14 protein-coding genes and 1 pseudogene are annotated in these 14,793 nt (G+C 37.9%); 4 read left to right on the top strand and 11 right to left on the bottom strand.

Annotation, left to right across the window (positions count from 1 at the left end; genetic code table 11):
• Positions 1 to 3 precede the first annotated feature (3 nt).
• The 6 genes from BCI01S_RS08925 to BCI01S_RS08950 all read right to left on the bottom strand — a co-directional run bounded on the left by BCI01S_RS08925 (position 4) and on the right by BCI01S_RS08950 (position 6,016).
• Positions 4 to 516: a GNAT family N-acetyltransferase gene (locus BCI01S_RS08925; protein WP_061798187.1), complete on the bottom strand. Its 513-nt coding sequence runs from the start codon at positions 514 to 516 to the stop codon at positions 4 to 6.
• Positions 509 to 1,873 carry an adenylosuccinate lyase gene (purB, locus tag BCI01S_RS08930; RefSeq protein WP_061798188.1) on the bottom strand — a complete coding sequence of 455 codons (1,365 nt, stop codon included), beginning with the start codon at positions 1,871 to 1,873 and terminating at the stop codon, positions 509 to 511. Before purB ends, BCI01S_RS08925 begins: the two co-directional genes overlap by 8 nt.
• Positions 1,874 to 2,202: 329 nt before the next feature.
• The gene (locus BCI01S_RS08935; RefSeq protein ID WP_082810030.1) at positions 2,203 to 3,033 is read right to left on the bottom strand and encodes a transporter substrate-binding domain-containing protein; all 831 of its coding nucleotides are present in this window, start codon (positions 3,031 to 3,033) and stop codon (positions 2,203 to 2,205) included.
• On the bottom strand, positions 3,011 to 4,213 hold the full coding sequence (locus tag BCI01S_RS08940) for an aminotransferase class I/II-fold pyridoxal phosphate-dependent enzyme (protein ID WP_061798193.1): 1,203 nt from the start codon (positions 4,211 to 4,213) through the stop codon (positions 3,011 to 3,013). Before BCI01S_RS08940 ends, BCI01S_RS08935 begins: the two co-directional genes overlap by 23 nt.
• Positions 4,203 to 5,315: an iron-containing alcohol dehydrogenase family protein gene (locus BCI01S_RS08945; RefSeq protein ID WP_061798195.1), complete on the bottom strand. Its 1,113-nt coding sequence runs from the start codon at positions 5,313 to 5,315 to the stop codon at positions 4,203 to 4,205. The genes BCI01S_RS08940 and BCI01S_RS08945 overlap by 11 nt, the downstream gene beginning before the upstream one ends.
• Positions 5,316 to 5,557: 242 nt before the next feature.
• A complete protein-coding gene (locus tag BCI01S_RS08950) occupies positions 5,558 to 6,016 on the bottom strand; it encodes a hypothetical protein (RefSeq protein ID WP_061798196.1) in 459 nt (152 codons plus the stop codon).
• A gap of 180 nt (positions 6,017 to 6,196) precedes the next feature.
• Between BCI01S_RS08950 and BCI01S_RS08955 the strand changes: the two genes are divergently transcribed.
• Both BCI01S_RS08955 and BCI01S_RS08960 read left to right on the top strand, forming a co-directional pair.
• On the top strand, positions 6,197 to 6,397 hold the full coding sequence (locus BCI01S_RS08955) for a hypothetical protein (RefSeq protein WP_095259271.1): 201 nt from the start codon (positions 6,197 to 6,199) through the stop codon (positions 6,395 to 6,397).
• Entirely contained in the window at positions 6,397 to 6,594 is a 198-nt protein-coding gene (locus BCI01S_RS08960) for a YwbE family protein (protein ID WP_047942094.1), read from the top strand. The genes BCI01S_RS08955 and BCI01S_RS08960 overlap by 1 nt, the downstream gene beginning before the upstream one ends.
• A gap of 451 nt (positions 6,595 to 7,045) precedes the next feature.
• On the opposite strand, the pseudogene BCI01S_RS08965 reads toward BCI01S_RS08960, so the two are convergent.
• From BCI01S_RS08965 to BCI01S_RS08975, 3 genes and pseudogenes are all read right to left on the bottom strand, one after another.
• A pseudogene (locus tag BCI01S_RS08965) lies at positions 7,046 to 7,522 on the bottom strand (type I glyceraldehyde-3-phosphate dehydrogenase); the annotation flags it as partial.
• Positions 7,523 to 7,686: 164 nt separating this feature from the next.
• Positions 7,687 to 10,056, bottom strand: coding sequence for an immune inhibitor A domain-containing protein (locus BCI01S_RS08970; protein ID WP_047942093.1), 2,370 nt, complete (start codon positions 10,054 to 10,056; stop codon positions 7,687 to 7,689).
• Positions 10,057 to 10,481: 425 nt separating this feature from the next.
• Positions 10,482 to 10,916: a MarR family winged helix-turn-helix transcriptional regulator gene (locus tag BCI01S_RS08975; RefSeq protein ID WP_047942092.1), complete on the bottom strand. Its 435-nt coding sequence runs from the start codon at positions 10,914 to 10,916 to the stop codon at positions 10,482 to 10,484.
• A gap of 183 nt (positions 10,917 to 11,099) precedes the next feature.
• Here BCI01S_RS08975 and BCI01S_RS08980 point away from each other — a divergent pair, with 183 nt between their 5' ends.
• Both BCI01S_RS08980 and BCI01S_RS08985 read left to right on the top strand, forming a co-directional pair.
• Entirely contained in the window at positions 11,100 to 11,555 is a 456-nt protein-coding gene (locus BCI01S_RS08980; RefSeq protein ID WP_061798199.1) for a CBS domain-containing protein, read from the top strand.
• A gap of 43 nt (positions 11,556 to 11,598) precedes the next feature.
• Positions 11,599 to 12,849 (top strand): MFS transporter, encoded by a 1,251-nt coding sequence (locus BCI01S_RS08985; RefSeq protein ID WP_061798201.1) that lies wholly within the window; start codon positions 11,599 to 11,601, stop codon positions 12,847 to 12,849.
• Positions 12,850 to 13,001: 152 nt separating this feature from the next.
• Here BCI01S_RS08985 and BCI01S_RS08990 read toward each other — a convergent pair whose 3' ends face one another.
• Positions 13,002 to 13,820, bottom strand: a complete 819-nt coding sequence (locus BCI01S_RS08990) for a carbohydrate ABC transporter permease (protein WP_061798203.1) — start codon at positions 13,818 to 13,820, stop codon at positions 13,002 to 13,004.
• Positions 13,821 to 13,840: 20 nt separating this feature from the next.
• Positions 13,841 to 14,758, bottom strand: a complete 918-nt coding sequence (locus tag BCI01S_RS08995) for a carbohydrate ABC transporter permease (RefSeq protein ID WP_061798205.1) — start codon at positions 14,756 to 14,758, stop codon at positions 13,841 to 13,843.
• Positions 14,759 to 14,793: the final 35 nt, after the last annotated feature.

Below are 14,793 nucleotides of genomic sequence, written 5' to 3' on the forward strand. Positions count from 1 at the left end.
TTCCTACCTTTTCTTATATGATTTTGCTAAAAGTAATTTTTCTAAATAGATGGTAATATGACCTTTCCCTAAATCCGTTTCTCCAACCTTTTTGTATCCCCGTTTTTCATACATTTCTCTAAGCCAAGGATGCTCCTTCGCCGTGCCCAGCGATACAGATGGACAATGAAGTGTATCTCTTAAAAAACTTTCCTCCACATAATGAAGGATTTTGCTTGCGTATCCTTTTCTTTTTTCTTCTGGAGCAACAGCAACCCACCAAATATGGGGAATTTCAAATGGACCAGGATGACTGCTCCATGGCATGCGAACAGAAGCAGTTGCAACCATTTTGCCTTCATCTCGTAAATAGAAGCATATATTTTCCTTGATATTCTTTTCTACCAATTCTGCATCTGCTGTTGCAGCAGCAAAGTGAATTCCCAGCTCTCGAATAGAGGCATATCCTCTTAGAGATAGATCAAGTAATTCGGGAATATCTTTGGAAGTTGCTTGATGAAAAGATAAATTACTCACTTAAAAGTCCCCCATTTCTAATCGAAGCAATTACTTCATCTACCTTCTCACTAGCTAAGCCAATATATTGACTTGGATCTAATAACTGATTAATTTGTTCTTCTGTCAATACAGCAGCCACCTTTTCATTCTGACCAAGCAATCTTTTAAATGGAGTTTTTTGTTCAGCAGATTCCATTGCGATTTCATATATAAGATGATGGGCAGTTTGTTTACCTATTTTTTCTGATAAAGCAAACATGACACGTTCTGATAAAATCAGTCCACCTAATCGCTCCAAGTTTTTCAGCATGTTTTCAGGTTTAACTACAAGCCCTTCCAGAACGGTTAGCATACTTTTCAATTGAGAGGATAAATATAAACAAATTTCTGGTAAGGCTATCCATTCACTTCTCCAGCTCATCGCATCCCTTTCATGTTCCATCACTAATGATTCATGCAGCAAGGCAACACTATGTAAGACAGGTTTTGTCAGACTGGCAATTCCTTCAAAAATAGCTGGATTACGTTTATGCGGCATCGTAGTTGAGCCCACATTTCCTGCTGAAAACGGCTCTTCCACTTCGTCGATTTCTGTCCGCATTAAGTTATAGAATTCATTTCCCAGCTTTCCTAATGAACCACTTATTAGCCCTAGCGCTGAGCCATACTCCGAAATTCGGTCACGTGAAGAATGCCAGCAAATCTTTGGCGCATTAAGTTCTAAAATTTCTAATGCCCGTTCTTCAATTTTTGGTCCTATACTTCCTAAAGCGGCGTATGTACCAACACCACCAGCAAGAACACCTGTGAAAATACGCGACTGGACGCTCTTTAATCTATCTAGATGACGTTCAAACTCACTCAAAACGACTGCGAGCTTAAAGCCAAATGTGGTTGGCAGTCCTTGCATTCCGTGTGTTCTTGCTGGCATCGGCGTTTTCTTATACTTAGATGCTAAACCAATTAGAAGCTCTGCTACTTTTTTTGTATCTCTTCTTATGATTTCATCTGCTTCCTTCAATTGAAGAATCATCGCTGTATCCGTTACATCCTGTGTTGTTACACCATAATGAACATATTCTCCATAATCGCCTGATAGTTTCTGCAAATGGTTAACTGTAGCCATTAAGGAATGTTTTAGTTTAGCAGACTCCTTTGCAATTTCTTCAATATCAAAATTTTCTATTTTTGCAGCGTCCTTTATAGCTCTTCCAGCTTCCTTTGGAATGATTCCTAACTCACTTTCTGCTAATGCTAATGCTGCTTCTACATCCAAAATCTTCTGTAATCTATTTTCATCATCCCACACAGAACGCATTTCTTCTGTACTAAAATTGTTCTGCAGCATTTTTAAAGCTACTACATGTGAACCCATTTCCTATCCTCTCCTAGTACCAATATTATTTAAATTATCAAATAATTAATTCCAACAAAACTAATCCGAATTATTGACTATTCTAACATATTCCAAGTGGTTAATCCCACACTTTTTTCTTTTTTTTATAATTTTCATTTGACAGCGTTTATTAAGTTATTATTTTTTAACGTTCCACACATTCATAATTGAGGAAAAACAGACGTTCTAAACTCGCAATTTAAAAGGACAAAATATAATTAGGCTTCTTCTACACGAAGAAGCCTATACACTATTTAATAGAAAACTTTTCTTCTACTTAATTAATCAAAAATTCAATAAATTTCTCGTTACTCCTCAGAAGTAATATCATCTCCATAATACTTTTCCGAGATTTCAGCTAGTGTTCCATCCGCTCTCAGCTTTTCTATTTCTGCATTAAACGCTTTTCTTAACGCATCCCCTTGTTCTGTTTTTGCAAACGGGAAACCAATTTCTGATTTCTTTAAGTCATCCTCTAATATTTTCAGAGGTAATTTCGATTTATTTATTGTTGCTTGCAAAATAGGTTTTCCTTGGACATAACCTGCTACGGCACCCTTAATTGTATCCGATTGTGGACCATCTCTTGTTTCATATTGTCTGACTTCAATATCTAATCCATTTTTCTTCACATAATCTTCCAATACATTAATTTTATTAGACCCTAATACTCCAGCAACTGTTTGTCCATTTAAATCCTTTACAGAATCATAAGGACTATCTTTAAGAACAGCAATCCCTGTACTTGTATAAGAATAAGTTGTCGAATAATTATATTGTTCTGCCCTTTCCTCTGTATATTCAAAGGCATTAGCAATCGTATCAAGTTTTCCGACCCCTAGCTGCCCTACTAACCCTTCAAAGCCTGCTAATGTCCATTGCACTTTATACCCTAAATTCTTTGCAATCGTTTCAAGTACTTCCACATCAAAACCGATTAATTCTCCATCCTCTTGATAAGAGTTTGGAAAACTTTGACCAGTTGCGCCAACGCGGATAACTTTTCCATCTGAAGCTTCACTTTTACTAGCAGTTTTCGTCGATTCTTCTTGTGAATTAGCAGAATTACTACAAGCAGCTAATAGATTTATTGAAATAACAACAATAAGAAGTGCATTAAGCTTTAGAAAGGTTTTCATTTTCATTCCCCCGCTTCCTTAGTAAAAATCTCTTTATTCGCTCAAATGATTCTTTCAACTGTTCCAAAGAGGTCACCAAACTAATGCGAATCCATCCCTCTCCGTTTTTGCCGTATATACTGCCCGGAACCACTGCTACCAACGCTTCTTCTAGTAATTGTTCGGCAAATTCAACCGAATTCATTGGTAACGGAACCTTAGCCCAAAGGAAAAATGTTCCTTGTGGGGCAACATACTCCCAATCTAGCGTTTCTAAACATTTTTCAACTAACAATTGCCGCTCATGATATAACTCTCTTAAGGCATTACGTTCTGCCTGTTGATGTAATAGAGCAAACACAGATGCATCCTGTATTCCACCAAAAACACCGCCAACTGCATTTTGTAAATAGGCACTTAAATGTTTGATAAGCGATTCATTCCCTACTGTAAATCCACTCCTCCAACCAGCCATATTAAATGTTTTGGAGAAGGTATAAATTTCAACTCCTACTTCCGCTGCCCCGGAAATGGATAAAAAACTGATTGGCTTTTCCTCTGTATAGTAGATATCTGCATAAGCAAAATCATGAATGACAGCAATCCCATATTTATTGGCATATGTAATCGTTTCTTCGAAAAATTCCCTTGTGGCATTTGCACCTGTTGGATTGTTCGGATAATTTAAAAATAAAATCTTTGCTCTTTGACTGACCTCTTCTGGGATGCTTGAATAATCAACTAAAAAATGATTATTCTCGCTAATCGGAACAAAAAATGGTTCTCCACCTGCCAACTCAACAGCCGCTTGATATCCAAAGAAACCAGGATCAGGAACCAATGCAATATCCCCAGGATTTAAGAGGGCCTGTGCTAATCCAGATAAGGCTATTGTAGAACCATTCATGATCGCAACCTGATTAGACGAAATATTTGCTCCATACTCCTTTCGATAAAAATCCACAATAGCTTTTTTAAAATCTTGTTTTCCGCCATAATGTGGATAACCATGGTTGTTCTTATCATATATGGCTTCTTGCAGGCACTCCACAATACGGGGGAAAGTTGGCTGATCTGGATTTCCTCTTCCGAGATTAATTACCTGCTTATCTGATTGCTGAAGTTCTTTTATCCGTTTATTTTGAACGACTAAATATTTCGGCTTTAATTTACCCAGACGTTCAGAGCAATCAAAATGCATTTAACCCCACCTCATTTTCTGTAATAAATGATTCTAATTTTTCCAGGCCATCTATTACCTTTTGCTTGGTTAGCTCCATTGGCAATGCATAAATTCTAGAGGATGGTCTTAATATTTGATCAGCCATGTTTTCAAGGTCACCTTTCTCAGGGGATAAATGTAAATCTCTCCAGCATATTGGCAACTTCAATTTTTTATATAAAGGAACTAATTGTTTTATTTCTTCATAATTTTCTTCCAAACTCAACTGAAATAATATTCCGTACGCAACAAGGCTGCCATGTAAATGTCTCTTTTTCCCCAAACTGACATATCCGTAATTAAAGGCATGTGCGCCAACGCTTTGCCCAAACTCCCCTCCCAATCCTCCAACAAGGCCGGCTACGGCATAAATCGTATCAAGCATGCGAGAGAAGTCTGCATTGCTTTTTTTAGCTTCAGCAGCTATAACAGCAGCTTCACCCCATTTTAAAATATTATCTCGACATTGCTTAGCAGCAGTATGAGACAGTTCCAATGGAATGGATATTTCTTTACTTGTTAATTTCTTAAAACGAATTTTACTTTCATACCATTTAGCCAAGGTATCGCCAATTCCAGAAGTCAAATGCTCGATTGGTGCTTTAACTAATAATTCTGGTTCAACCATTACCATATAATTTGATTGACTATGTCGTATTGTACCAAGATGGTCTCCTTCAGCAGAATAAACAATACTGATGGGGGTAAAGCTAGCACAATTTGAAGGCAATGTAGGAATTAAGATACAAGGTATTTTCGCTTTACTTGCCACCGCTTTTACCGTATCTAAAACTTTCCCTCCACCAACTCCTATTATGGCATCATGCTGGTGGTGCAAGGCTTCGTTCCATATTCGGTCTATTTCTTCATAGCTGCATTCACCAGCAAACAAAATTTCTTTATAGGGATTCTGAAATTCAGTTTCGGGCCAATAAGGTTGAACAGCCTGCCATGACTTTTGCCCATGAATTATTAATGGAAATTGTATGTGGTTGTCTTCCAAAAACTTCGGTAGTGTATTAATTACTCCAGCATAATGATAATAATTTTGAGGGCCAAAACGATACACTAAATCGATCAATGATTAACCTCCTGAACCTTCCCTTTATCTTTGTAAAGAGTTTAATTTTCTATTATTCTAATACACTTACTCGGAATTAGCAACCACACTTTTCTGAATCTTCTAATCTATATAAATTTTAAAAATACAGGTGCTATGGCGACTAGTAGTTTTAAAAGAAAAGAGCTCCTACTCTTTCCTTCTTTTACAATAGCGTTGCGCAAAAGGAAGAAAAAAGAGGTGCTCTTTATAAAATAAATTGATTATTTTCTTAGAAATTTGCGGCAGGAACCATATAAGAAGTTTTTTTCAACTGTTGCTGGAATGAAGAAAGTGGGATATTGTAAGTTTCCATAACAAATAGAGACTGGACTATCAGATGATAATAATCCAAAATCACTTAAGTCATAGCTTGTTTTGTCTTTTTGAAACCCTAGATTGTATCCTAACAATGTTTGGGTGGGAAAGTTTTGGGAGATAGGCTGAAGTTTGATTAAATAAATATATAAGTTTTTTCCTAATCGGCATACTTGTATATCTGACTGAATGTCAAACGGCTGATATTCATGCTCTTTTGTCGTTTGATTGAAGTGAATCACATATAGATTGGCGTTCAATTGATATTCTCCACTTAAAGCTATCCAAAGATAAGCTGATGTTTCCTCCACTTTGCGCACCAATGGCCCAGCTAAAATAACCGGCAGATCCATCGTTACCACCATCCATTCCTGTTCTCCTACAGCCTATTCACAAAAAGAAGAGAATATGTTTGCAGAAAAACTGTCCTTCTGAGGTGAACACCCTTTGGCTTCTGTCTTTTTATGGTGCCTGACACCCAATTGATGTTATGATGAGGGAGTAACCTTATTTCGATAATAATGGAGGAAAAATCCGTGAACGATATGAACAACGATATGCAGACAAAGGAACAAGAAGGTAAAAAGAAAATTAGCTTACAAGAAGCCATGAAGCAGCAGCTGGCAAATAAAGCACAGCAAGGACAAGGCGGAAAAGCAAGTTTGAGCGGCAATCAAAAAATGCAAAAAATGAAAAGCCAGTTAACCAAAAAGCCAAATAACCAAAGAAAACGCATGGGTGTATAATGAACGGTCAGAATCGCAAAGACATAACACCAGGCACGCCTGTTGAAATAGTACTAAAACAAGATCAAAGAACCGGGAAACGAACAGCAGGCATTGTAAAAGATATATTAACCAAGTCTTCCTTCCATCCCCATGGAATTAAGGTTCGCCTAGAAGATGGACAAGTAGGTCGTGTACAGTTAATTAAGGAAAAATAAAAAAGGGAAGGGGGTGTCCCATATGCTACAAATGAAAAAAAGGTACAAAAAACATCCCTGCACAAAATTTGCATGAAAAGTGTCGAATAAAAAATGACCGCCCTGACTGGTCATCATTTTGATACTTCTTTTGAATTTATAAAGGATGGGAGCTTCATCTAGGCTAAACCGTTACCGCAGGGTAACGGTTCCTTCCCAAAATAAAACAGCCGCTTTGAATACATAAGAACCTCCTATCCTAAAGCCGCAAGCATATACAAAAAGAGGGTGCATTAATTACACCCTCCTAATTTATTAAGTTATGGCGGCTTTGATTTAGCTCAAAAATGCCATTTGCTTTTAACACGCAGTGATCCAACTTCCCAATGCGGAATCCAAGCGTGTATTAAAAGACAATAGATATTGAGGACTTCTCATAAGTTCTTAGTGCCATATCTTTTTAAGCCACAGATTATAGTTCGGCAAAATATTTAATAGTTCTAACCATTTGGTTTGTATACGAATTCTCATTATCATACCATGCCACAACTTTCACTAAAGACTTCCCATCAGGAAGTGAGGTAACCTTTGTTTGTGTAGCATCAAATAATGAACCATATGTTATACCAATTATATCTGAGGATACCAACTGTTCTTCTGTATATCCAAATGAATCGGAAGATGCCGCTTTCATAGCAGTATTTATATCATCTTTCTTTACCGTCTTATTGACGACAGCGACTAACTCTGTCACCGAGCCAGCCGGTACTGGCACGCGCTGAGATACACCGTCTAAATTGCCCTCTAATTTTGGAATGACCAGTCCTATTGCTGTAGCTGCACCAGTAGAAGTTGGTACAATATTTAAAGCCGCTGCACGTGCTCTTCGCAAGTCACCCTTTGCATGTGGGCCGTCAAGGGCCATTTGGTCACCTGTATAAGCATGAATCCATGCTCTCCATTTTTTTCTTTATAAGTGGAATTTCAATACATATTTCCACCAGCTACTTTCGGATAGAATCAACAGAATAGAAAAGCAAGAGGAGAAAAACGAGCCTTTTTCTCCTCTTGCTTTATATTAGAGACTTTTCGGACAGCCTCTTCTATTTATTATTATTTATATAATAATACTTTTCCTACTGTACCGTCTTTGCTCTCACCAACTATACGAATTTTCAAGCCGGTGGATGGAATATTGCGTCCTGCTTCTAGATTTCCTTGGTTGCTGTAGTCAGCACTATCATCAAATAGTGGAGTTCGTTTTGTAAAATTATCTTTTAATGTAGTTCCGTTAATAGCAGCATAATCTAAAAACATTTTATTAGATTTAGCTAAACTAAAGGCAGCATCATTTAATTGATATCGGGTAGCTCCTACAGTTCCATCACTCCAGTAGTTTGTATGCTGGTCTGCATCGACTACTCCTAAATATCCGTCTCCAGGATGCGCCCCCGTCCAGTTATCACTATATGATTCATCCACATACCAAACGACAAGACCTGGATCATAACTCATGAGACTAGCACCACGGCGAATATGCGCAAGACCCTCATCTACTCCATTTTGTGATCTCCATTCTAATAAATAATAATGTTTTGAATAAAATTTTCCTTCATCTTTCTGAAAGCCTTCTAATGCAAAGGAAGAATCCCCTTCTGCATTATCTGTTAATATTTCCGCTCCATTAGCTGTCACTTTAATATCATCCACATAGAAACCAGGATTAGCAACTGCCACGTCGGTCCAATAATTAAATTCAATTTCGACCTTTTGTCCCGCATATGCACTTAAATCAAAGACTCCATCCACCCATTCACCATTGGTACTGCCTGTAATCCCATTTCCTGGATTTTGGTCGTTGGGATTTTCGCTTGTGGTAATATTTCCTTTAATCGTCTCGCCATTTACCTTAATAGATGCATAATCCCATTCAGCCTCGATGTCGTACCATGTTTTAAAGGTCAACTCGGCACTTGTGGCATTAGTCAAATCTACTGCTGTCTTCATAGAATGATCGATATTATTTCCACTACCACTAAAGTATTCATATTTCCCGCTTGCCGGTGTGTTTACATCTGTTGTTTTATCTGGAAGATTAATACGCACTGCGTCATTATTTATTCCTTTTGTTACCGCTTCGTCCAGCAGTAGTTCTGTTCCTTTACTTGTAATTTCATCCGCATTTAACGTAGTGCCGCTTAACCAATTTCCCCCATGGGCACCTTGCAAATATTCCTTAGCATATGCACTAAATCCACTCGGCTCCGTACCTGGAATATCTCCGGCCCAGCTGCCACTAGCCATGATAGACCAGTAAGCCACAGCCTCACCGCCGCCAGTATATTGCGTATCATATTCATCTGGTAATCCTAAATCATGTCCGAATTCATGCGCAAAAACACCTGCCGCACCATCTTCTGGTTCAATGGTATAATCATATGCACCAAGCAAGCCACCGAAACGATCGCTATTAGATGTAGCTCCTGGCACTGCAACTAGGTTTCCTAAGTTCCAACGATGAGACCAAATAGCATCTCCCCCTAAGGCTCCTCCACCAGCTTCTTCACCAACTCCTGCATGGATAACCATTAAATGATCGATAATTCCATCTGGTTCGTTATATACACCATCGCCATCATAATCATCACGATCCCATACATCGTACTCACTTAAGTCTACATTTGGATCTTGTGCAGCTTTTGATAATGCTTCATAGACTAATTCACGAGGACGTGCATCACTATCATCTGGCCCAGGATAATTTCCTCCATAATAAGCGGCCTCATGATCAGCTGTGTACCAGCCAGCAACTTCCCCTTCTACCGAATAACTGCCACCAGATTGCTCTTCATAAAATTGTTTCATGGAGACAAGATTTTCGCCGTTCGGACCTTCATAACCATCTTCGCCAAAAATCATATTTTGAAAGTGCTCATGTGTGTAATCTTCATAGAACATATCTGTCTCATCTTTTGTAATCGAGCTTTTTTTATAATCTGGAAAATCTATCGCTAAAACGAGAACCTTATCTTCACGAACTTCCCCTTCATACGCTTCCTCTTTGACAGAATCAACTGTATTTTTCTTTGCCTGTCCTAATTTATTTCCTTTTCCCTTTTGGAGACTATGATTAGATGTTTCATTTTCTCCCTTTGTTTCTAATTTTGATAAGGCTTTCGGCAGTTTATCCTTTGTTTCTTTTTTAGCTCCTTCTGCTTTGCCTTGTAAATACTTTTGTAAAGCTTTTTCCGTTTCACCGGTACTTGCATTCTTTGCTAACTTTCCCTCTTTTTTCAGCATTTCAATAATCCGCTCATCATTGGCAATGCCTAAATCAATAGGAGCTCCACCGTAACTGGAGACAACTTCTTTATATGCTGCTTCTGCAGCGGCTTTCTCAGGAGGACCATATAACCCTAGTGAGAGAGTACTAATTCCAAGTACTGCTGCTAGTGCTGTTTTTTTAAGTTTCTTCTTTACCACCAAAAAATCCCCCTCTGATCACAATATGTAATATTACGAGACTTAATATTCTAAATTGATAGTCAATTCCCCTTTTTATTTTCTCAAAATAGTACTTTTATATCAGAAAATTAATTATTTTCAAACTTCAAATCCCGCACTAATCCCCAATCGTGCTTCCCCTATATATCAGAGCACTTCCATAACTAAGGAATATCAACATTAAATCTCCAGCAAATAATCTTCTTTTGCTTTTCAAACTATATAAAAATATTAATAAAATAGACATAAAGGAACCTCTCTCTAACGGCCCTATAAAAATCATGCAAAAAACGCAAATAGCCTCCAATTACACTTGTCTCCCAATAGAAAAGGGGAAGGTGAAAATACCTTCCCTCTTAAGCAAGCACTTCTTTTTCCAAATGCCTATTCTCTTATTAAATCAGTCATATATGAACATTCATCGCAGACTGATTATATTTTTTTAATAACTTGGCAAAAGTCTCACGGTCTTCTTCTGTCCAACATTTAGTAACTTCTTCCACTCTGCTTTTTCTAAACTTCTTTTCCTTTTGAAATTCTTCTAATCCTGTTTCGGTTATCTGGAGCGTATAAGCCCTTCCATCTGTTTCATCAGGAATTCTCAGCAAAAAGCCCTTTTGCTCCAACGCAGCCGCCTGTCGACTTACAGTAGAAACATCTAATTGAAATTCAGTTGCTAACGCTTTAACACCGGCAGGTCCTGATGTCACTATTTCATGCAATAACAGGTATGCTGACCGATCCAGACTGCCAGTTTTTTTATGAGAAGAGGTATGGGTAACCCTTCTTATCAGTATAGATAATTCCACTTCAAGTTCTTCCAGCGATTGTTCATCCATTGATTAACTACCTCACCGTTTCCAATATTTCTATAAGATATGATAGCATACTTGATTAAAGATTTGTAAGGAGGAAGGAATCCATCTGACTATAAAAACATTTGACGTTTCATCATATAGTTGTATAATACAATTATATAGTTTCCTTATACAACTACTTGTCCAAAAAAGGGGGAAAGATAAATGTTAGCCCATGATATTATGGTAAGCCAAGTATATAAAGTGAAGGAAAACGACACCGTCCGTTCTGTCATCGAAAAATTCATTCAATATAAAATTAGCGGTCTTCCTATCGTTAATGACCGCAATGAGATTGTCGGTTTCATCAGTGATGGAGATGTACTGCGATACATTGGTAAACATGATGATCATATTATCGACAGTATTTATTATACGGTTGTCATTAAAGGGGATGATGAAGACTTTGAACATAGATTGCAAAGTCTCTTACATTTGAATGTAATGAAAATTGCGAAAAAAAGGGTTATTAAAGTGGCTTGGGATGAAAATTTAGAAAAGATTGCTGCTCTGTTAGGTAAAAAGCAAATAAAAAAAGTCCCCGTTGAAAAAAATGGAGTTTTAGTAGGCATTATTAGTCGCGGTGATGTTATAAGGAATTCTTTTAAAGAATTAATCTAGTCTATAAAAACAAAGGGAATAAAAAAATAAAGGGGAGAATGAAATGTCATCTTCACAATCTGTATCAGCAGATTCAAGCAAAAACAATTTAAATACGAAAACAGAAGCTAGTTTATTAAAACAGCCTAAAGCAGTATGGGCTGTATTTTTTGCGGGGATTATTGCCTTTATGGGGCTTGGTCTCGTAGATCCGATCCTTCCTGCTATTGCCGAGAAACTTCATGCCTCCCAAAGCCAGGTAACGCTGCTTTTCACTAGCTATAATGCCGTGATGGCTGTAGCAATGCTAGTGACTGGGATGATCTCCTCCAGACTTGGAATTAAGTGGACACTTATCTTGGGGATTGTTATCATTGCTATTTTCTCCTGCCTAGGCGGACTATCAAATGGGATTTGGTCGCTTGTTGGTCTTCGCGGAGGTTGGGGACTTGGTAATGCCCTGTTTGTAGCAACTGCTTTAGCGGCAATTGTGTCCCTATCAAACAGTGGCACTGCTAAAGCAATTATTCTTTATGAAGCAGCGATTGGACTTGGTATCTCTGTCGGTCCACTACTAGGCGGATGGTTAGGAGCCATGAGCTGGAGAGGTCCTTTCCTAGGGGTAGCTGTTTTAATGATCATTGCCTTTTTCGGTATTTTCATTTTAATGCCAAAAAATACTTCCATGAATACAACAAATACAGTTAAACCTAAAACTTCCCTGGCAGATCCGTTTAGAGCATTAAAACACCGCTCCTTACTAGTTTTAGGGATTGCCGCAGCATTATATAATTTTGGATTTTTCACGTTGTTAGCCTATGCACCGTTTGTAATGGGCTTAGACGAACATGGACTTGGCTTTGTATTTTTGGGCTGGGGTATTTTATTAGCTGTCACTTCTGTTTTTATGGCACCAAGATTGCAGGAACGTTTTGGAACCGTAAAATCAATGTGTGCAATGTTAACCTTGTTTGCAGTTGTATTAGTTGCTATGGGAATTTGGACAACAACCCAATGGGTTATCATCGCAGCAGTTATTTTCGCTGGTGCCTTATTAGGAAATAACAATACGCTTATTACAACTGCCGTAATGAATGCTGCTCCTGTAGAACGATCTACCGCTTCAGCAGCATACAGCTTCTTGCGCTTTATAGGTGGAGCCATTGCACCTTTCACAGCAGGAAAGTTAGCAGAAATATTTAATCCATCTGTCCCATTCCTTGTTGGAGCTGGATTTGTATTAGTTTCCGTGTTATTTATCTGGTTTAATAGCAAACATGTCCATCATGTGGATGCAATGGGTTCTGGTCATTAATCAACATCTACCAATAATCATAAATAATTCCCATCTGTCTAAGTATAGATGGGAATGGCAGCAGAGGGACAGTTGTACTACTTCCCTCTAATGCTTGTGATCAGCCTTTAATCAAGTTTGTCTAACTGGAAAAACTTCTTTTCCACTTCCCCTTACTTCAACCCCGTCAACGTTATCCCCTTAATAATATGGCGTTGGAAGATTAAGAAGACGATGATTAGTGGTACAACAGCGATGGTAGCTCCTGCCATGACGATTTCCCAGTAAGTTTGGTTTTCACCTGAGAAAAAGGCAAGGCCGACTGGCAGTGTTCGCATTTCTTCTGTCTCGATAACGATTAACGGCCACAAATAGGCATTCCAGTTTCCTAAAAATGTGAAAATACATAGCGCTGCTAATGCTGGATATACTTGTGGAATGGCGATTTTAAAGAAAATTTTAAACTCATTTAAGCCATCAATTCTTGCAGCATCGAGTAAGTCATCTGGAATAGACTCCATAAACTGTTTCATGAGAAAAATACCAAAGGCAGAAATTACGCCTGGAAACATAATCCCCCAATACGTATCAACCCAGCCTAAGTCAGTAGACATGATATACCAAGGAATAATCAACATTTCGGTAGGAATCATTAAGGAACTTAAGATGAATAAGAAAATAATACTCTTGCCAACAAAGGAAAATTTAGCAATAACATAACCAACAAGGGTGTCAAATAACGCAACACTTATAGTAGTAATAACCGCCACGATAAAACTATTTAAAAACCATTTACTAAACAGGGTATCCACCATGATCTTCCGATAATTCTCTAATGTAGGGTGGTCGGCAAGCAGCTTCAGTCCATATACTTCCGTCGGCGGCTTAAAGGATGTGGATACCATCCAAATAAAAGGGAACAGCATAAAGATAGCCCCAACGGTCAAGAGGATATAGACGATTGATTTTTTTAAATACCTTCTTTTCTTCAACTCCTCACCCCCATAAAAAACTAGTACTCAAATTTCTTTGTCAAAACTTTCATTTGAATGATTGTGATAACTAAAATAATCAGAAATAAGATAACTGTTGCCGCAGAAGCGAGACCCATATCAAAGCGCTGGAAGGCTAATTCATAAATATAAAGAACAACGGATATAGTAGAATGAAGTGGTCCACCCTGTGTCATATTTTGCACTTGGGTAAAGGTTTGTAAGAAACTAATACTGCCAATGACTGCGGAAAATACAATGGTTGGATTTAGTAAAGGCAAGGTAATATGAATAAATTTTTTCCAACCATCTGCCCCATCAATTTCCGCAGCTTCATAGAACATTTTGGGAATATTCTCAAGTCCTGCTAGAAAAATAATCATTTGAAAACCTAGCCCTTGCCAGATCATCGTTAAGATAATAATATAAATTGCTTGATCAGGTGATTTAAGAAAGAGCTGGGCTTCCAAGCCAAACTTCATGAGAATATCATTCACAATGCCGTTGTTCATTAGAATCCATTTAAACACCCAGCTTACCGCAACAATACTTGTCACATAGGGAATGAAATAAATAGCGCGAAATACCCCGACAAATTTATTAATCCTTTGCAAAAGCAGCGCTACTCCTAATCCACACATCAGTTGTCCTACTACACCAAAAACGACATAGATAAATGTATTTATTAGTGATTTACGAAAGACTTCATCTTTAAAAAGGGCTACATAATTATCCATCCCTACAAATGGTTTATCCTCTGATAGAATATCCCATTCCCGAAACCCGATATTGAATGTATAAAGTGTTGGCAAAAACCGAATCGAAATAAAAAAAAGAAGAGGTATCAGCAAGCATGTATATACAAAGATATATTTTTGTTGCTTTAACGTAAATCTAGCAGTCTTTTTGGAGACGGCAGAATGGTTCTTCCCCGACATGAAAACCCTCCTTTCTGAATAAAGAAAGACGATTA

Origin of the sequence: Niallia circulans NBRC 13626, assembly GCF_001591585.1 — a bacterium.
GTDB lineage: Bacteria > Bacillota > Bacilli > Bacillales > Cytobacillaceae > Niallia > Niallia circulans.